We start from the raw sequence: 19763 nt of genomic DNA, 5'->3' as shown, positions 1-19763 counted from the left end.
GCAAAACGAAATACATACATGTCAAGTTTGTAGTGTTGACATAAAAATTGTAAACTGGCTTACGCCTCGTATTTATCATATTTTATATCCAATATTCCTAAGCTTCTGTATTCTAGAATGTTTTTACTACAACTATTCATTTTTTCTTTGCAGGAACAACTGTGATAACATCTCCTTTATCATTTAAAGTCAGAGAATGTAGAAATTATAGCTAGCTATTGATATGTTACCTACTACGTAATAGTATGAATCGGGTATAGACATTAAATAATAGAATAGGGCACCTATTACTCCACAAGTAAAAATAGTAACTCCCATATTTCTTATGCCTTTAATTTTTGACCAAAATCCAATAAATCCTGTTATTAACCCACTTAAAGAGAATAGTGAAAAGTTGGAAACGGGTGTAAGAAGAAATTCCGCATTAATCCCTGTCCCCCAACAAACAATAGGTAACACGACAAGGGTAAGACAAAGTAATCCCATTACACTTACAAGTAATTTAAGATATTTGATACCTGCAATAATTAAATAGATTCCACCTATAAATCCACATAACCAGTAAATTGGCATAAAGTAAATCCAAAGAAAATGCAAGATGATCATATGTAATTTCCTCCTATTTATTTTCGCTCATTGTAGTTCTGGTTATTTGATGTTCTGAATTCGTTGCTAATTTATTAAGTTGATTTAGCGTTTCTTCTAAATCAAACGAATTAAACCAACGATAATCCTGTCTGTCTAGAATACGATAATGCTGACTAATTAGATTTTGTTGTAAGCGAAAATTCCCTTTTTCTTGAATCTGTTTCCACCAGACTTTTCCTCCCAATGTTTTTTCTTTGAAGTTGTTAGTGCTATTGTGGGCCATTGTTTCGATTACTACTAATGGATCATCCCCAAGAGTATTCTGTAAAACTTCACTATCTCTAAACAATGCACAAATAGCAACAGTGTTGGTCCAACCTGCATTCGTTCTCCCTTTCTCAATTTGAACAAGCGTTTTTTTTGATATGCCGAGAACTTCAGCCATTTTATCTTGTGTATATCTTTTTTCAGTGCGTATTAACTTTATTTTCGTTGAAATAAGTTCAATTGCATGCTCCTTATTCACTTTACCTCCCCCTCAAAAAGTAACTAATGTGTTATTTAGTGTAATTTTACACTTTAATCAATTCATTTTCAACTCAATCCTCCTTAAATCTTGTAAGAAATAATTGGATAAGTCATAAAAAAGGCATTCCACAGTTATCTATGAGAAGGTAGCTCGACCATCGATTTCTAACCTCGATGGAGATATGTCGAGATCACATTTCATTTTAATTAAATAAAAAACCCGTGAATAATTCACGGGTTTTACTTTAATAACTAATTGCTATTGTACCTTCACCTGCATGAACCGCAAATGAAATTGGTAATGGATATAATTTGAAATCCATTTCAGGGAATGCTTGTCTAATATCTGCAATCCATTCCTCGGCTCCATCTTTATCATTAGCATGGAACATGTGAAGTACTTTTGGTAATTCTTTTTCAAGTTCATTTTTAATATATTCTCGACATTTTTGGATTTTACGAACTTTCTTTTCAAGTAAAAGCTCTCCACCTTTTACTTCTAATATTAAGTTAACACTTAATAAACTTCCAAGTAAAAATTGAATGCCCTTTACACGACCACTTGCATAAAGGCCTTTTAAACTTTTCGGGAATACGTGGAAAGGTCTTCTTTTTTCATCTACTAATGTTTTGTGTATATCTTGTAAAGTCATACCATCATTGTATAACGATTTCGCTTTTCTAATTAGTTCATCCATTGGATAACTTGTTGTTTCACTGTCTAATACCGTTAATGGAAAACCTGCCATTTCTGCAGCTAGCTTCATATTTTGATAGGTTCCACTTACTTTTCCGCTAATAGCAACTGCAAATCCTTCTTCATATTCTTCTTTGCATTTCGAAAATAAATCTACCATTTCCCCTATGTTAGGCTGTGATGTAGTGACAGTTTTACCTTCATTCAAAGCATTATAAACGCGCTCACGCACACCTTCTTCACAATCTTTGTACGACACACCATCAATAATAACTTCAATTGGGATAACAAAGTTATCTCCTTCTGTTTTAAAACTCGCAGTTGTACTATCAGTAATCCAAGCAACACGCTTCATGTTGTTCCTCCCTTAATTCAATTCCTCTTTTCTGACTTTTCTATATATTTATGTTACGAAAAGAGAATATCCCTGTAATAGTAACAGGACTTTATTGTTTTGGCTATAGTAGATGCATATTAATTGTGACTATTTCTTGTCTATTTCACAAATAAAAAAGAAAATCAAGGAATTTGCTCGATTTTCTTCTTATCATATACTATTTAAAAGTTTCATTATCTAAAATTACTACATAATCATTCGTTAATCGTCCAGCTTCTTTTGTATAACTAACAAGCCTTTGTATATTATCACAGCAAATTTTTGCTCCCCATACGAGTAACGGTACGCCAATAAAATCAATATGGAACCTTCTAGAAAACAGCCCACCGAAAGTCATCGGTAAAGGCACTGTTGGTGATGTATTAGAAAATATAATCTTTTCATGGCTTTGATAATGTTTTTGCAAGATTTCTCCTAAATGCTTCATCGCAGGTACAACAACTTTTGATGCGCCGCATCCAATCGTATATACAGGATGACCATGTTCATCGATTCCATGAAAAATAATTTTTCCCATATCTTCTGTTTTCAATTTATTAAAGTAATCTACATTCAAAATTTCTTCTTTCGTTAACTTACGATCCGTTGGTAGTTTATTTAAATGATACGCTGCAGCTAGTGAGGTAGTATGTGTTCCACCAAAATCTGTGTAAATGTATATCATATTATCATCCCTTGTTGTAAAAGTTCAATGTTAATTAGTATTACCGTTCTTAGCAATGTTAAACAAGGGATGTTATTTGTCCCATATGAATAATGGACTGGATTGTTACAAAGCACAACAAAGCCGGAATGAGCCAAATACGGTTTATTTTCACTTTTCGTTCTTTACTTTGCATCAAAACAATAATAAGAACAACAAGTAAAATATCCATTTAGAATCCTCCTATAAACTTGCTTATCTTTAAAGATTATATTCTCCTCTTTTCACTCCATACTTGAAATACGATAGCTACTTTCAAGTGTAAGATGGAAAATGTGATTTCTCATCAGCCTTAAGCATTATTTATAAAAATAAAAAAGACGTACTTTTTACTCGTACGCCTTTAATAACTCGTTTAAACTCCTATTTATCAACTAATTCCACACCTTTAGAATTAGTTTTACCCAACACTCGAATGTTAAATTTATTAATGGCTTTTAAAAAGATATTATAAATACAATATCCAAAAATAGAACCTAGAACATTACAAATCACATCATCAATATCAGTAATACGTCCCACTCCACTAAATAAAGACTCAATTAATTGTAGCAATTCAATACTAGCTGATATAGAAAATCCTAATAAAATTGTATTTTTGAATTTCTTATATTTATCCCATAGGATAGGTGCTAAAAATCCTAAAGGCATTAATAATAAAATATTCCCGCCTACATTTCTTACAATTAGCCCAATCATAAATAGGGCATCTCCATCATAAGCACTACCAATTTGATTGATGTCTTTAATAATTGATGCAAATGGTATTATATTGACCGAGCGATTCAGATTTTCAACATTAGAAGGAAAACCGATTGGTAAAGGGAATAAAGTTACTGCAACAACCATACAAATGTAAACCACGAATAAAAAACTTACTATTTCTTTCCACCAAATCACATGTTTTTTATTTTTGGTACCAATTAATATTCCACGTACAATTAAATAACAAATAACCCCTAAAATAATAAACAAACTACCGTTGATCATATACAAATTGTTAACACATCCTTTCACATGAAGTAATAATTTAAATTTACAATTATATAGTAATATTTTTTAATTTAAAAATCCATATAAACATATGTAATTGTGCAGAATTACAAAAACCCCTTATTTAATAAATAAAGGGTTCCTCGTTAACTAAAATATTTTTCAGAACAGAAACAATCATAAACCCGTTTAAATTATTTTCGTATCTCTTCTTTTATATCCATATAATTAAAAAGCTCTTTCTATTTCTGTCATTAATTTTTCAGGTCCTGCCTCTTTATTCGATGGAATAACTAAAGTGATTCCTAATTCTGGATATATGGCCGAGCGAAAACTGACGCCTGGATCATATCCCATTACATGATATTTGAATACCTTGTTTTCTCGTGTTTCAATCCATATTCCATATCCGTAAGACTGTTTATCATTTACATAAATGTGGGGAGTTAAAAGTAACTTTGTATATTCCTTTCCTAAAATTTCATTATTAAATAGTGCCGCCCAAAATTTCAACATGTCTGGTGCAGTAACATATGCACCTCCATCAGCCCCTCCTTTTATTGGTATAGAGTAAGCGTTTGTTCTCCAATTTTGGTTGGTTTCGTCCTTTATATATCCTAGAGCTGTATGTCTTGGTAATTTATCTAATGAAAAATAGCCAGAATCATTCATGCCAATCGAATTAAAAATGTTTGTTTCTATATACTCCGTAAATTTAAGTCCCGTCTGTTCTTCTATTATTAATCCAAGTATGATAAAACCTGCGTTGTTGTAGTGAAACTTACTCCCAGGTGCAAACATCATATTATTGTTTTGAAATAATGGTAAAAAGTCTTTTAAGCTCTTTAATAGATACATAGGTGTTTGTTTCCAAAGATCCTCGAAGTTATCTATAATACTTTCATCAAAATAATCTGGTATACCAGAGCTATGCGTTAGTAGTTGATGTATTGTAATATCTTCATCGAAGTTTGGAAGTTTTATCTCTAGACAATCCTTTAATTTTGTATGAAAAGAAATAACACCTTTTTCAACAAGTTGACAGATGCCAATTGCAGTGAAGATTTTACATCCTGAGGCAATGCCAAATCTTGTTTGTATCGTATTGTTTATACATTCACTTTTGTTTGCGTAACCCATTGCTTTTTCATAGATTAAGTCTTTTTCTTTTTTTACTAAAACTACTCCAGAGAAATCTATTTTCTTTTGTATTTCTTTTACAATTCTATTAATTTCATCTTTTGTTTTTATCACGACAACCACCCTTGTCTTTCGGTATTGTTCTTTACCCTTATTAATTTTTCCATATAAAGGGGAAAGAACCCTTTTATTAAATACGATAAATTGTTAATGAGAACACAAAGTTCATTTCGAATGTACTCCGCTATTTGTGGGCAGTAGGACCCCCATCCCAAAATTCAGCGAAAGCAAAGAAGTTAAGTGGGGACACTGCTGCCCGTAAAAGCCCGATTGGTGAGGGCTGATAATCAGTGGGGGATGCTCCCCTGATTAAAATTTCACTTTATTGACTCAGTAGAATACAACTTAGATTGTGATGGGAATAAAGTAAACACACACAAGACGATAGTAATAAATAACATTATTAATGACCCTACAATAACTACAAGTTGTATAGAAATGAACTGAGTCGCAACACCAGATAGTATTGTAATAAAGATTGTTACTAACGCAATAACAAGTCCATATATACTCCCGATCCGTCCCATTATATGAACGGGAACATTATTTTGGTAAAATGTATAAAATCCTGTATTTGCATATGCCATAGAGAAAGATAAAATAAAGAATCCAATAGCAGCTATTAAAAATACATTTGAAAAAGCATAAATTAAATAACCAATCGCGATGAATAATGATCCTATTCCAATTAGAAATGAAGGTGCTAATTTTTTTGACAAAATTGTATTTGTTATGGCACCTAAAATAAATCCTGCACCAGCTATACTAACTAGAAAACCATATTCACTATCTGTTAGTAGTAATACATCTTTCGCAAACGATAGTTCAAGTGAATCAGTAGCAGTTGCTAATACGAACATACTTTGAAATAAGAAATACACACATACGACATACACATGTTTTCTACTAAAATTTATAACAGTGTTCCAATCTTTTTTTAATACTGTAAGTGATAATGTATTACTAGTTGTATCCAAATCTTCTTTCTTATCAAGATTCGGTAAAAGTAATGTAATGAATCCTGATAAGAGAAATGCTATAGCATTCATATATATAGCAAACTCTGGTGTACTCGCAATTAATAAAACCCCTGCTATCGCTGGACCAATTAAAAATGCACCAGATCCTATTAAACTGCGTAATGAGTTGAAACGTTGTCTTTGCTCTACTGGAATTAATTTCGTCATATATGTCATAGCAGTTGGCTCATAAATTGCACTGGCCATACTTATAAAGAATACGAATACATAAACAATCCAAAGTGACGGAAGTAAAGGTAAAATAGCGATAAATAACGCACGATATATATCGAGGTGAATCATTAATTTCCGTTTATTTAAACGATCAATCATACTCCCAGACCAAGCGTTTGTAAATAAAGTGGCTAATGGTTTTATTACATATAAAGTAGCAACAGCTAAGGCTGAGCCACCCATATTATAGACAAGTACATTCAGTGCTATTAAGTAAATCCATGCCCCTAAATTCGCAATACCAACTCCGGACAATAGTAATAAAGGATATTTCCAATCTTTAAGTAAATTTTTCATTTTTGGCCCCCGCTTTCAAAATTGTTTTACAACAATAAAAAAATCCCACCCCCAAGACTTTTAATCTTAGGGACGAGATTTATCATCGCGGTGCCACCCTAGTTTGTTAATATGTCACCATACTAACCTTATCAGGTACTGCATTCTAATTCATGCTTATACCATAGCTCTATAACGGGAGCTCCCGTCACACCATCCCCTAATAATAGGTTCCGATGAGCTGCTCAGAGGCTTGGTTCAATAAAGAATTTTTACTCCTTTTCAGCTACATGGAGCTCTCTGTGAAAAATTCATTTTATTTACTCTTCTCTTCACTGCATTTATTTTTTCCATATTATCACATATACATTTAACTGTAAATAAACAATAATCAGATATTTAACAACATGTCACTGTTAGTTCTTTTATTTATTATTTTTTCTAAAAAATACGGTGCGTGAAATTACTCGCAACTCTAAAGAAAGAGCTATTTGCATATAGCTCCTTCCAAATGCCCGAATTAATTCGTATTTGCCTCAGCTAACGGTTGTAACGGCGGTTCTAATTCTAGTTCTAGTGTATCTCCTTCTCGTAAATCTTGTCCTTTTTCAATACTTTGGCTCGTTACATAACCCGTACCCGAAGTTTTCAAATCTAATTTCAAAAGCTTGGAGAAATACATAATATCACGCATAGACCAACCTTTTACATTTGGCATTTGTGCGTTATTCCCTAATAAAAATATACGATCACCTTCACTCATTACCTCGCCAGACTGTGGATATTGTTTTATTATTTTTCCTTCTCCTAAAATTACTGGCTGTAGCTTCTCTTTTTCTACACTTTTCTCTACTGTACCCATCGATTGATTTACATAATTTTGTACTTTTAATTGAGATTGTTTCGTTGCATCAGCTATTTGTTTTTCTGTATACGGTTTCACCTTTAAATATTCAAGGCTGTTTTTTATAACAGGTTTAAATATTTCAGCAAGAGGCTGAGCTCCATACTCATCTCCTTTTAACTTTGGCTGCTTAATAGCTAAGTATACGATTAACTCCGGATCATCAATTGGAGCCATTCCTAAAAAGGAGAAAATGTAATTCTCTTTCCCTTCCATATATCGGCCGTTTTCAGGATTCGGTATTTGTGCTGTTCCTGTCTTACCTCCAATTGGATAACCATCCACTTTATACATTGTACCAGTTCCTTTTGAAGATGTTATAACACGCTCCATTAAGCTTCTAACTTTGTCCGCTGTTTCTTTTTTTATCGGATTCCCAATTTCTTTCGGTTGATTTTCCATAATAACTTCCTTGTTTGTTGGATTTACAACTTTATCAACGATATATGGTTGCATCATTTTCCCGTCATTTGCTATAGCAGTAGCCGCTTGGATTAATTGAATTGGAGTTACTGTAGAACCTTGACCAAAAGAAGTTGTAACCTGTTGAATTTGCGTATTTAATAATAAAGTATTTTTACTTTCTCCAGGTAAATCTATTCCTGTTTTTTGATTGAATCCAAATTTATTCATATATTGCTTAAATTTATTTGGTTTCAGTAACTGATCTTCTAAAATAGAAAAAGCTACGTTTGATGACCTTTCAAAACCTTCATCAAATGTAATTGATCCCCATCCAAATCCACCATTATGATCTTTTATATCAGATGAACCAACGGAATATTTTCCAGATTGAAAATATTCTTTGCCGTTATATACACCTTCATTAATGGCAGCTGCTAACGTAAAAACTTTCATTGTTGAACCTGGTTCATATGCATTTGCAATCGGATCATTTAAAAAATATTCGATATCACCTACATTAGGATTGTAACTAGGTTTACTAGACATCGCTAAAACCTTTCCTGTTTTTGGATCAGCAATAATTCCAATTAACATAGACGGATCATAATGCTCTTGTGCTTTGTTCATCGCTTCTTCTAAAAAGCTATTAATTTGTTTATCAAGTGTTAAATATACGTTATTTCCATTTTTAGCAGGTTCTACTTTACCTATATCATTTGTAAGCGGAATCCCTCTTCGTGTACCCACATATTCTATATTCCCGTTTGTAGAGCGCAAATATTTATCCAAACTCTTTTCAAGCCCAAACTTTCCTTCCGTATTCCCTTTATCATCTGGTCTAGCAAAACCAAGTATATAGGATGCAAAGTCTTCATTCGGATACACTCTTGCTTTTTCCGACATAAAAGATACACCTGGTATTTTTAAATCATTAATTTTTTCCTTCTTTTCCCTAGATAAGTTCCGACCAATTTTCCCAATTTCAACTTGCGTACGCCCTTCATGAAAGTTTTTTAATACTTCTTCTTTATCAATTTCAAGCGCATCGGCTAATTGTTGTGCGGTTTCATCTTTATTTTTCACTTTATCTTTTCCTTTTAAATTCACAACAACTCGATACGTTGTAGAATCTTGTACTAACACCTTTCCGGTTTGATCATAGATAGTGCCACGATTCGCTTCTAAAACACCTTTTTTATTATGTTGTTCATTCGCGAGATCCTTTACATTCACATTATGCACGACTCCTACTGCCTGAATATAGAATATACGCAAAATCATAATAAGAAACAAAACAATAAAAGCAATCATCATATATCGAGCGCCTTTATTCGTTTGGAGTTTTTGCATACTTATCTCCTCTCTTTTGGAATGGATTCGTACGAAGATCCGTTTTAAAATTTGTAGTTTTTGTTTACGATACTATATGTTTCGAAGTTTTCTTTTTAATTCCTTTAAAACAATGCAAAACTAACTGTTGTTATTTTGTGTTATTATTTTATATATTTAAAATACGGTGCGTGAAATTTCAGAATATTAATTAGTACAACTTGATTACAGAGCACTCTAAACTCTTTTCGTATTTCCTATAAAAAAATTCCCCTCTGGATGTCCAAAGGGGAACTTTTTATAGGAAAATTATGCGATATGGTTATATTTCGCTAAGAAAGGAATTCGTCTCGCTACTAATGCATACATTTTGAATACAAGTTTCGCTATTGGTTCAAACATACGTGTACTTTGCATTACTAAAGCACTCGTAATAAGTGTTAAGAATGCTGCGCCAAGTATATCTAAAGGATAATGAACACCTACGTACATACGTGATATACCGACTAGTACTGCCCATAATAGCGCGATATATTTCAGTTTTTCTCCTCTAAGAATAAATACGAAGGCGATTGAAAATACAAGTACAGAATGATCACTAACGAATGATGAATCTGCTGCATGTGGTACTAATTGGTGTACATCATGTGATACGAACGGACGCGGATGGTAATATACCGCGTGTATAAGAACATTTACTAATAATGCAATAATAACCGAAAGCGTCGTATATAAAACTGTATATTGTTTTCTAATTGCCTTTTCTTTCTTTCCATTATTAAACCATAAGATAAACATAAATAGAACGGCTACGTATGCAGCGCTATTTGTAATAGCAATCATTAACGTATCTAATAGTTTGGATGAATCAGCAAAATTATTAAACCACTGAAATACTGTGTAATTCATTAAACTCTCTCCTTACATACAAGTGTTCTTGATTTACACAGTATACAACACCATTATGAAAATGGACTTACACTTTTTTCATCTAATTCTCATTTTACTATTACTCATATGACAATTATAAAACAAATTTTATACGCTATTTATGTATAAAGCCAATAAGCCTTTATAATAAAGCGGTTCGTATTTTTTTCATGTTTGAAATACATAACATGTTCATTTAAATATACTAATTGCAAAATCATATTTTTTAATTCATTTGAAGTACAATATTTCCGAATTGTTCTCCATGTTCCATACGGCTTAGTGCTCGAATTGCTTTTTCTAACGAGTAAACTTTATCAATAATTGGTTTAATTTGATGTTTTTCTATAAACTTTATCATCTCATTAAATTCCTCACGGCTACCCATGGATGTTCCCATAATATCAATTTGATTGTAAAATAGCGCGCGTAATGGTAATTCAATTTTATCGCCTGAGCTTGCACCAAAATTCACGATTCTTCCGTTTGGTTTTAAGACATCAAAATATTTCAAAAAAGTTGCCGGGCCTATACTATCTATTATTAAATCAACTTTTTCACCTTGTAAGCTCTCTTCCCAATTTCCGGTACTATTAAAAGAAATATCTGCACCATATTTTTCAGCAAGTTCCCTTTTATTCTCTACCCTTGAAGTAACACTCACTTTTGCGCCGATTGCTTTCGCGAATAACATGGCAAATGTAGCTACACCACCTCCTATTCCCGGAATTAAAACATGTTCACCGCACTTCAATCTACCCTTTGTAAAAAGTGCTCTATATGCTGTTAATGCGGATAAAGATAAAACACCTGATTCTTCCCAAGTAAGATATGCCGGCTTTTCTACTACATTTTCAGCCGGTACAATTACATATTCAGCAAACGTTCCATCTTTCGGTCCACCTAGCACTTCCGGTAACTCCGGTACTTCAGTAGCATGTTCCCATCCAATACTAGGATTAATAATAACTTCTGTATGTAGTGTAATATTTGAAACTCCTTCTCCTATTTCTGTAACAATTCCTGAGCCATCTGACCCTATTACTAATGGTAGATCCATTTCTTTTCTATTGTTTATAATAAATAAATCCCTATGATTTAACCCTGCAGCTTTTAACTTTATTTTTACTTTACCTGCATTAGGACTTATCTCAGGTGAAAATTTATATTCTAACCCCTCTAATCCTTTTTCATATTGATGTACAATAGCTTTCATTGCTTAATACCCCCTTAATATTTCCAATGTACTAGAAATATCAAAATAAATAAAATAGTTTGCCTCCAATAATTAGAAATTATATATTTTGTCATGAAAAAACAAAAAATCCTCTCCCTATAAAAAGTATAGGAAGAGGTTTCAAAACTAGTTAGATAAGAATCTATAAATTTATTGAATTCTAGCCAATTCTAATATTTTTCGAATAAATGGCGCTTTTGCCTTTGTATATGAAACACGATCAAAAGCATATGTAATAGCAAGCCTCTCTTTTAATTCTCTATATTCTTTACGTGCCCATTCATGGCTTATTAGAAAGTCACGAAATAAAATATTGTTTCTCCACTCATCACTATTATAAATATAAATATGCAAATGATGAGTACCCGCTCTCCATTTTCCCTTTCTAAAAAAACGCCAATTGGTTGTATCTTTTGGAACATACTCATATCCAATTTCCGATATAACTTCAATCCAGTTTTCAGTAATTTGTAAGTCTGTTACGCCAATCATCATATCAATAAGAGGTTTAGCTCCTAATCCTTCTACTGCTGTGCTTCCTATATGTTCAACAGCAATTATTTCTTGTCCTAACAAGGAACAGAATTTCTCTTTTTCTTTTATATACTCTTCAACCCAGTCTTTTTGATATGCTTTAATAACAATTTGTTGATCCATTGTATTCACCTCTTTATAAGTGTTTATCATTATATTTATAAAATTTTATATTATTAGCATAGGATTTCCATAAAATATGTCGAATAGTGGAATATACAACTTAATTATATTAAATGTGAGGTAATCTATGAAAGATAATTCCGTGGAAATTCAGTTAAATAACGTAACATTCCAATTAAAAGAATATCATAATTTTGATTGGCTTATTAAATTAGGGACCGTATTTGCAGTTTTTGACCAGCAAGACTCAGGTAATATAAGTTTTGGTGTAGAAAAAGATGGGCATAAGAAATTTATCAAATACGCAGGAGCACAAACAATTGCATTTGAAGGAACAACGGGTCACGCTATTAAAAGGCTAAAAAATTCAGTTACTATCTATGAAGATTTAAAGCATGAATCGCTCATAAGACTAATTGATCATTTCCCAGTCCAATCTGGATATGTATTAATTTTCGATTGGTTTGATGGTGAATGTCTTCATTCGCATTGGAGTTTCCCACCTCCTGAAAAATATAAAAATCCAAACTCACCATTTTATAAATTTAGACATTTATCTGCTATAGAACGAATTCATTCCTTACATTCCATTTTTTCTTTCCATAGTTATGTAGAAAAGAAAAACTATGTAGCAATAGATTTTTATGACGGTAGTATTTTATATAATTTTAATACAAACGAGACAAAAATTTGTGATATAGATTTATACAGTAAGAAACCTTACATAAATAGAATGGGCCGGCTATGGGGTTCCTCCCGTTTTATGTCACCAGAGGAATTTGAACTAAACGCAACAATTGATGAAAGAACAAATGTATTTAATATGGGAGCAATGGCTTTCTCACTTTTAGGCGGTGAAAAAGATCGTTCTTTTATAAAATGGGAAGCAAGTAAGGAATTATATGAGGTAGCGTATCGTGCTGTAAATGCCAATCGAGCAGAACGGTATGCATCAGTTATAGAATTCTATGAAGCGTGGTTAAAAGCGGCTAATGCGGAAAGGATATAACCCTAAATTATTAAAAGAAATATAGAGTTTATACTATTATCATGTATAATACATATGAAAAGGAAATTCAGAATAACGAGGCAAATATTATGGACTTTGTTTATATTAATCAAAACGTATTAAATAATCTTCTATACATTTTATGTAGTATATTTGTTTTTTATTTCATATATGATAGCAGGCATTATTTGAAAAAATACAAAATATTACTGATTACCCTTTGTTCTAGTATCCCGCTTATTTTATGTATGCGATACCCTATCTATATGGATGAAAGTTGTATTCATGATTTAAGACAAATTCCGGTCATAATAGGTACGCTTTATGGTGGATTCCCTGTCGGTATCATATTGTTTACAATTTTATTAATTACAAGATTTATATTTTATGGCTTTAATATGCTGACAGTCGTTGTTTACGGAATAATGTTCATCGTTACAGCACTCGCATCTTCAAAATTTAATACATATAATAGAAAGCTTAAAGTAGCTTTTTCCATGTTTTTAACCTTTTTCCTAGCAATATTTACAACTGTAATTGTATTAACTTTATCAGATTTTGAAGTGAATAATTTGTATATTATTTATTTCATGGTATTACCGACTACTTTAATGTTATTTATTGTTTATATAAATGAAGTTATAAAAGATGCTGTATTAATGCGCTCAAAATTAATTAAAATGGAAAAAATGGAGATTGTTAGCCAACTCGCTGCAAGTATATCGCACGAAGTAAGGAATCCTTTAACGGTTGTAAAAGGATTTACACAGCTTTTAAAAACACCAAATTTAACTCCTGAATCAAGAGACGAATATATTAAACATATACTTGAAGAGTTAAATCGTGCCCAAGAAATTATCGATGATTACTTAACGTTTGCCAAACCTGCTCCAGAAAAATTAGATCAAATTTCAGTAAAGCAAGAGTTAAATCGAGTTATTAATATGATATTGCCATTGTGTAATATGAATACGATACATATTACACAGGATTTTTCTGAGGCAACCATTGTTGGTAATAAACAGCACTTTCAACAATGTTTTTTAAACTTAATAAAAAACAGTATTGAAGCAATGTCTAATGGTGGTACCTTAAATATTTCCTCATCTATCAATAATAGTAAAGTTGAAATACGAATTGAAGATAGCGGAGTTGGAATGTCACAGGAGCAAATACATCGATTCGGTGAACCGTATTTTAGTACAAAAACAAAAGGAACTGGTTTAGGTACGATGGTTGCTGTTAAGATTATTGAGACGATGCATGGAAGTTTAAAAATCCGAAGTATCGTTAGTAAAGGAACGACTTTAACGATTACGTTCCCGAAATATAGTGAGAATACGCATTTAAACAAATAAAAAAGGAGCATAGTTGCTCCTTTTTTATTTGTTTCGATACATAAGTATCTTCAATGTTTTTTTAGTTTACATTTGTGAAGACTAATTAAAAATTAGTATCCTCCGCCCCAGCAGCTGCATCCTACAATTATTAATAGAATGAATAACACAACTAGTAAAGCGAAACCTCCACCAAAACCACAAGAACCACCGTAACTCATATTTTCTCCTCCTTTTGGTTTGAAAACTAATAGGTAGTTGATCATTTTAACTGGTTCGTATTATACATTATGTATATATCCCTTTTTTGAGCATGTCTACATAAAAATAAGTAAAAGCACTCGTTTAAAGAGTGCTTTAAAATGGATACCAAAAGTTTTGAAATACGTTTAATTTTAAATATACCGCAACAATAAATATGAAAATACCGGCAAATAAAGCGATAAAATCTTCACGTTTCGCCTTACTTGTATAAAACCATGTACGTTTATCCTTCTTTCCAAATCCTCTTAAATCCATTGCATTTGAAACCGTATCTATTCTTTCTAGAGAATGAATGATTAGTGGCCAGAAAATTAAAACACGGTTCTTCATACGAACCCATAAACTTGCTTCTCCTTTTTCAAAAGCCACTCCTCTCGCTTCTTGCGCGTGTTTAATAATTTTATACTCAGACTGGATGTCAGGAATATAACGTAGTGCAATATTTATTGCATATGTAATCTTATAATGAATACCAAGTTTACTTAAGCTACTTACAAATTCGCTTGGATCTGTCGTGTAAATAAAAAGAAGTGTAAATGGTAATAACGTAAAATACTTTAATGAAAGTGTAGCTGCATAAAATAATGTTTCATATGTAATCGTTGCATATCCAACATGTAAAAACGCGGTATATGATTCAGTTAATTCAGATCCATGAGTTGGTGTAATAAATAAAATCATGACAGAGTTTAATAAACTAAATGTAAATATGACACTAAAAACAATTAAAATTTTACGAAATGGAATTTTAGCAATGCTGAGTCCGATACACCCAATAATAAATAATATTAGCAACACCCGAAAATCAAAAAACAAAAAAGTAAGCGTCATACAAAAAATAAATAAAAACAATTTCACTACCCCATCCATACGATGAAAATATGTACTATGCACCTTCCTCCCTCCTAGTACTGTCTAAATAAAGCTCCATAAATTTTTCTGGACATGCAATCCCACTAAATTTAATAAGCTTGGTTAAAGAACTCTCTCTTAAGTTGGCTCTTTGTAACGTTTCTTGATTGCCTAATACATCAAACACTGTATTATCCGCAATAATTTTCCCTTCATGTAGAACTACTGCACGGTCTGTATATTCTAGCGCGAGATTCATATCGTGAGTGATAACAACAAATGAAATTCCCTTTTTAGCTAGGTTTTTAATAAACGACATAAATTGTTTATAATGATAATAATCTTGTCCCGCTGTCGGTTCATCTAATATGATAAGCTTAGGATTTGTTGTTAATACAGATGCGATTGTTAGTCTCTTTTTTTGCCCATAGCTTAGTGCTTGAATTGGCCAATTACGAAATGGATATAAGCCACAAATTTTTAAAATCCCTTCTACTTTATTCTTAATTTCTTCCTTAGAAAAATTATGTAATGTTAATGTAAATGAAACTTCTTCAAAAACAGTAGGCTGTGTAATCATATGATTTGGATTTTGCATCACGTAAGATATGATTTCCCCACGTTTACGAATAGACCAAGAACTAATATCTTCACCTTTTAACGAAATTTTCCCATTTTTCATTTTGTTTATACCTATAAGACTATGAGCTAATGTTGATTTCCCTGCTCCATTATGTCCTAACAGTGCCACAATTTCTCCTTCATATATTAAAAGGTTTACATTTTCTAATACTTTTTGTTTATTAGGGTATGAAAATGATAAATTCTCCACTTTAAGTAATTCCTTGTTTTTAGCATTCCTTTTTAATATGACTTGTTTCTCCATCCACTCTTTTATAACGTTGCTTACCTTTTCTTTTTGAAGGTTTTCCATTGGATATATTACGTCATTATTACTATCAAAATGTAATCTCTTTAATGCTTCGATGTAAATAGGCTCTCTTAAGCCAATACGTGGTAATATATTTGACGCTAAGATTTCTTTTGGTGTTCCCATCGCAATGACTTTACCTTCATCAATTAATATAACTTTGTCTAAATCCAGTTTGAAAATTTCTTCTATCCTATGTTCGATAATAACAATCGTTTTATTATACTGCTCATGTATATCTTTCATAAGTTCTATCGTATGTATGGCGCTTAGTGAATCTAAGTTCGCTAATGGTTCATCGAACAATAATATATCCGCATTTGTTGTTAATAAACCAGCAAGAGAAACTGTTTGCTTTTGACCTCCTGATAATTCATGTGGACTTTGTTTATGAAACGTATGCATCTTCACCTTTCTTAATGAATCCGAAACAATCTTTTTCATGTTATCTTGCTTTACACATTCATTTTCTAAATAAAAAGCTACATCTTCTTCTACTGTCAGACCAATAAATTGAGCATCTTGATCTTGCAAAATTGTTCCTACCTGTTTACTTTGTTCAAAAATACTTCCTTCCCTTGGGTCTTTACCGGCAATTAAAACGTTACCTGTGCTATTCCCTTCGTAAGAAAATGGGATTAGCCCATTTATACAATGAGCTAATGTCGACTTTCCTGAACCACTTCGTCCAGCAATTAGCACTTTTTCCCCAGGGTATATATGAAAGGTAATATCACTTAAAGTAGGCTGCGCAGCATGCCCATATTGAAAGGTGAATTGTTCAAACGAAATAATTGGTTGCATGTTAACATCCCTACTTTTCAATTTTTAAATGTGTATGTTTCTTATTGGATTTCGTCAAACCAATTGTAAGTGGCAATCCAAGTACTAAGAAAACGATGACATCGGAAATTGTTGCTCCTAATACTTGGATAACAATTTTGTCAAATGGTTCTCCCATCACAATAATATCGAATGCCCCAGCAAATATAATAGCGATGACAATACCAACTAGCCCAGTAATTGCTAAATAAGAAATATCCCCCTTGTTAAACGACCCGTTTTTCACACTAAAGCCAACTCTTTTTTGAATAAGCCCCATTGAAAAACCAATAATACCTGAACTAATAACCCGCAACTTATACTACCTTACAATATGTCCACCTGAGCAAACCTAGTAAAACATTGAGTTTCTCTAAGGTATTGAATTGGACACTTCCGTGAATGAAACATGGTTAAAATTAAGTAATGTACTTTATTTTTGTTACAAAATCTTCCTGTTTGAGTTGGACAGTTCTTTATAAAATTGATAGTTCCACATCACAATCAAGCTAAGAAAAGAAAATGACCCAAAACGAAAAAATCGAGCTAAATTCTCACATTTAACTGTTAAATAATAAAATTGTCGCTTTGTGGATATTTCAAAATACTAGCTTGATGATGATCAGCTCTAACCAGATCACCATTAATATAAGAGAAACTTGTATCCCAAAATAAAAAGTAAATTTTGTATGTTAAGCACCCCTTCTATATCCTTTTAAATGCCAGAAAAAAAGACAAGCAATATTTCACCTGCCTTTCTCTCACTTGAACCATCTTAATTTTAATAATATGTATTGGACTCTTATCTCTAATATCATTGTATAAAACTGATCGTCTCTGTTAGAGCGTTTCACAGTCCATGCTGCGATTAACAAGAAAATAATTCAAAACAAGAGAACATACTCTACTCTATAGATTGACTACGAATTCGCCGATTTATGGTAAACCAAGTGACTGTAAACAATATCATTAATAATATTATAATGATATATAATCCAGTTTGAGGTATCATGGTACCAATCATTATACCCATTAATCCTCCCATAGCTCCTGCAACAATGCCATTTAATATGAGGATCATATCTTGAAATGGAAAACTGATAATACCACTAATAAAAACACCCATCAGAAGTCCTAAAACATAGACCGTACTTAGGTTGTGGCTCATAATAGATCCAAAAACTATACAAACTGTCATTGTAGAAATCATCCCTAAGGTCATGGGAAGTGAATGAACGATTATACTAGATTGTTCATTGAATTTGTACAGACGATTTCGTTGCTTCCAAAGTGTATAAATAATATGACAAATGAGAAGCACACAAATAAATAAGATAGCAACAGCAAAGGGCCACGATATACCCATAGTGTTTATATGGTTCATTTCATGTCTCAATTACATTTCCCCCTCTCTCTTGGTATTTTGGGCAATATCTTGTGTTACTTAGGGGTCCTGTCTCTCCTATTAAATATATCTGTAAAACATTTGTGAGAATTGCTTTACAATTGCAATCGTTATTGTGTCCGCCATTTGTAAAGCTTCTACTTCAATTTTATCAAATACAGTAATACTAGATTTAAAATCACCTTGGAGCATAAGTACTGCCTCCAATTTAGTGAGTGCTAGATGTTCGAAAAACATTTTTTGAAATTCTTCTCTTGAAATAAAAGGATTTATTCTATTTAGAAATTGGGAAACTTCTGCTCCATTTACATACCATTTTCTCTCAGCAGCCGTTGCAGCCTCTTGATTACCAGCTTTTGCAGCTTTAACAAGCTCCGCAGCAATTACTAGGTGATCCCTTATTAAGTTGTTGTACATTGTTGCTATTTCACTTCCATAATAAGGTTTTAATAAATCCCCCATATCTACAGCATTGCGAAGTAGACGAGCGGTAACAACGTCTATATCTGGTAAACCAAAAGCTATGCTGATGATCGTCATCCTAGTCCAATAGACATGTTGTTCCCAAACTGAGCGCATAGAATTACTTAAATTAACTTTCTGTTGGGTATAAACAAGATTTCCTCCTCCATGACATTGATGATTATGATCACACCTACAACTTTCTCCACACCGACAATAGGGATTTAAACAAGCTGGATTGGAACAATTACGTTGATAATTAGGATAACCATTGAAATATCCTTGTTCATTTTGCCACATCTTTCAGCCCCCCTAAAAACTTTAATTCCCATAAAAAATACGCTCCCTTATAGGTATTTTGTAGTGTATTTATATTTACAATTTAGTAGTTTTGAGAGCTCATTATTTTTAACAAAAATTTCACTTTATTAGATAGTAGGGTATTTTCAGTATGTATAAAAATAGTTTACAAAATGCTCTTTTGAGCATTTAAGTAATAGATTTGTTTTCTTACTATTAATATTTTTAACCATAAAATTAACTCCTATGTTTAAAAGTATTAAATTTTGACAATAAATACTTAT

Annotated in this window: 19 protein-coding genes, 1 pseudogene and 1 other annotated feature; of the genes and pseudogenes, 2 read left to right on the top strand and 18 right to left on the bottom strand. The window is 32.1% G+C overall.

The window, feature by feature from the left end; all coding sequences use genetic code 11:
- Positions 1 to 189 precede the first annotated feature (189 nt).
- The 12 genes from BLT20_RS10305 to BLT20_RS10255 all read right to left on the bottom strand — a co-directional run bounded on the left by BLT20_RS10305 (position 190) and on the right by BLT20_RS10255 (position 12097).
- Positions 190 to 606: a hypothetical protein gene (locus BLT20_RS10305; protein ID WP_000584712.1), complete on the bottom strand. Its 417-nt coding sequence runs from the start codon at positions 604 to 606 to the stop codon at positions 190 to 192.
- A gap of 13 nt (positions 607 to 619) precedes the next feature.
- Positions 620 to 1114 carry a helix-turn-helix transcriptional regulator gene (locus BLT20_RS10300; protein ID WP_001031007.1) on the bottom strand — a complete coding sequence of 165 codons (495 nt, stop codon included), beginning with the start codon at positions 1112 to 1114 and terminating at the stop codon, positions 620 to 622.
- A gap of 247 nt (positions 1115 to 1361) precedes the next feature.
- Entirely contained in the window at positions 1362 to 2168 is an 807-nt protein-coding gene (locus BLT20_RS10295; protein WP_000831929.1) for a DegV family protein, read from the bottom strand.
- Between the two features lie 199 nt (positions 2169 to 2367).
- Positions 2368 to 2874 carry a DUF3189 family protein gene (locus BLT20_RS10290; RefSeq protein WP_000639421.1) on the bottom strand — a complete coding sequence of 169 codons (507 nt, stop codon included), beginning with the start codon at positions 2872 to 2874 and terminating at the stop codon, positions 2368 to 2370.
- 58 nt (positions 2875 to 2932) lie between these two features.
- Positions 2933 to 3085: a hypothetical protein gene (locus BLT20_RS30545; protein WP_000353713.1), complete on the bottom strand. Its 153-nt coding sequence runs from the start codon at positions 3083 to 3085 to the stop codon at positions 2933 to 2935.
- Between the two features lie 191 nt (positions 3086 to 3276).
- Entirely contained in the window at positions 3277 to 3909 is a 633-nt protein-coding gene (locus BLT20_RS10285; RefSeq protein WP_000281843.1) for a VanZ family protein, read from the bottom strand.
- A gap of 225 nt (positions 3910 to 4134) precedes the next feature.
- Positions 4135 to 5160 (bottom strand): serine hydrolase domain-containing protein, encoded by a 1026-nt coding sequence (locus tag BLT20_RS10280; RefSeq protein WP_000598059.1) that lies wholly within the window; start codon positions 5158 to 5160, stop codon positions 4135 to 4137.
- Positions 5161 to 5423: 263 nt separating this feature from the next.
- Complete coding sequence (locus tag BLT20_RS10275) at positions 5424 to 6656, bottom strand: MFS transporter (protein WP_000793343.1); 1233 nt, start codon at positions 6654 to 6656, stop codon at positions 5424 to 5426.
- A gap of 65 nt (positions 6657 to 6721) precedes the next feature.
- Positions 6722 to 6980: a binding site (T-box leader), on the bottom strand.
- 175 nt (positions 6981 to 7155) lie between these two features.
- Positions 7156 to 9294 (bottom strand): penicillin-binding protein, encoded by a 2139-nt coding sequence (locus BLT20_RS10270; protein WP_001170948.1) that lies wholly within the window; start codon positions 9292 to 9294, stop codon positions 7156 to 7158.
- Between the two features lie 288 nt (positions 9295 to 9582).
- Positions 9583 to 10182 (bottom strand): undecaprenyl-diphosphatase, encoded by a 600-nt coding sequence (locus tag BLT20_RS10265; RefSeq protein ID WP_001110124.1) that lies wholly within the window; start codon positions 10180 to 10182, stop codon positions 9583 to 9585.
- 247 nt (positions 10183 to 10429) lie between these two features.
- Positions 10430 to 11419, bottom strand: coding sequence for a zinc-binding dehydrogenase (locus BLT20_RS10260; protein ID WP_000644516.1), 990 nt, complete (start codon positions 11417 to 11419; stop codon positions 10430 to 10432).
- 171 nt (positions 11420 to 11590) lie between these two features.
- Positions 11591 to 12097 carry a GrpB family protein gene (locus BLT20_RS10255; protein ID WP_000372678.1) on the bottom strand — a complete coding sequence of 169 codons (507 nt, stop codon included), beginning with the start codon at positions 12095 to 12097 and terminating at the stop codon, positions 11591 to 11593.
- 127 nt (positions 12098 to 12224) lie between these two features.
- Here BLT20_RS10255 and BLT20_RS10250 point away from each other — a divergent pair, with 127 nt between their 5' ends.
- A complete protein-coding gene (locus tag BLT20_RS10250) occupies positions 12225 to 13106 on the top strand; it encodes a protein kinase domain-containing protein (protein WP_000654533.1) in 882 nt (293 codons plus the stop codon).
- An 89-nt stretch (positions 13107 to 13195) separates the two neighbouring features.
- Positions 13196 to 14464, top strand: a complete 1269-nt coding sequence (locus BLT20_RS10245) for a sensor histidine kinase (protein WP_033684452.1) — start codon at positions 13196 to 13198, stop codon at positions 14462 to 14464.
- A gap of 92 nt (positions 14465 to 14556) precedes the next feature.
- On the opposite strand, the gene BLT20_RS10240 is transcribed toward BLT20_RS10245, so the two are convergent.
- The 6 genes and pseudogenes from BLT20_RS10240 to BLT20_RS10215 form a co-directional block, all read right to left on the bottom strand.
- Positions 14557 to 14664, bottom strand: coding sequence for a YjcZ family sporulation protein (locus BLT20_RS10240; protein WP_000120182.1), 108 nt, complete (start codon positions 14662 to 14664; stop codon positions 14557 to 14559).
- Positions 14665 to 14800: 136 nt separating this feature from the next.
- Positions 14801 to 15601, bottom strand: a complete 801-nt coding sequence (locus BLT20_RS10235; protein WP_000556372.1) for an energy-coupling factor transporter transmembrane component T family protein — start codon at positions 15599 to 15601, stop codon at positions 14801 to 14803.
- The gene (locus tag BLT20_RS10230) at positions 15594 to 17294 is read right to left on the bottom strand and encodes an ABC transporter ATP-binding protein (RefSeq protein WP_001182514.1); all 1701 of its coding nucleotides are present in this window, start codon (positions 17292 to 17294) and stop codon (positions 15594 to 15596) included. The genes BLT20_RS10235 and BLT20_RS10230 overlap by 8 nt, the downstream gene beginning before the upstream one ends.
- Before the next feature lie 10 nt (positions 17295 to 17304).
- A pseudogene (locus tag BLT20_RS10225) lies at positions 17305 to 17622 on the bottom strand (ECF transporter S component); the annotation flags it as partial.
- A gap of 594 nt (positions 17623 to 18216) precedes the next feature.
- Positions 18217 to 18708, bottom strand: coding sequence for a hypothetical protein (locus BLT20_RS10220; RefSeq protein WP_029438503.1), 492 nt, complete (start codon positions 18706 to 18708; stop codon positions 18217 to 18219).
- Positions 18709 to 18777: 69 nt separating this feature from the next.
- Complete coding sequence (locus BLT20_RS10215) at positions 18778 to 19479, bottom strand: hypothetical protein (RefSeq protein WP_000267784.1); 702 nt, start codon at positions 19477 to 19479, stop codon at positions 18778 to 18780.
- Positions 19480 to 19763: the final 284 nt, after the last annotated feature.

The sequence above is a fragment of the Bacillus sp. cl96 genome (assembly GCF_900100505.1).
Classification (GTDB): domain Bacteria; phylum Bacillota; class Bacilli; order Bacillales; family Bacillaceae_G; genus Bacillus_A; species Bacillus_A cereus.
Note: the sequence above shows the minus strand (reverse complement) of the source record. Positions and strands in the feature narration are given on the sequence as shown.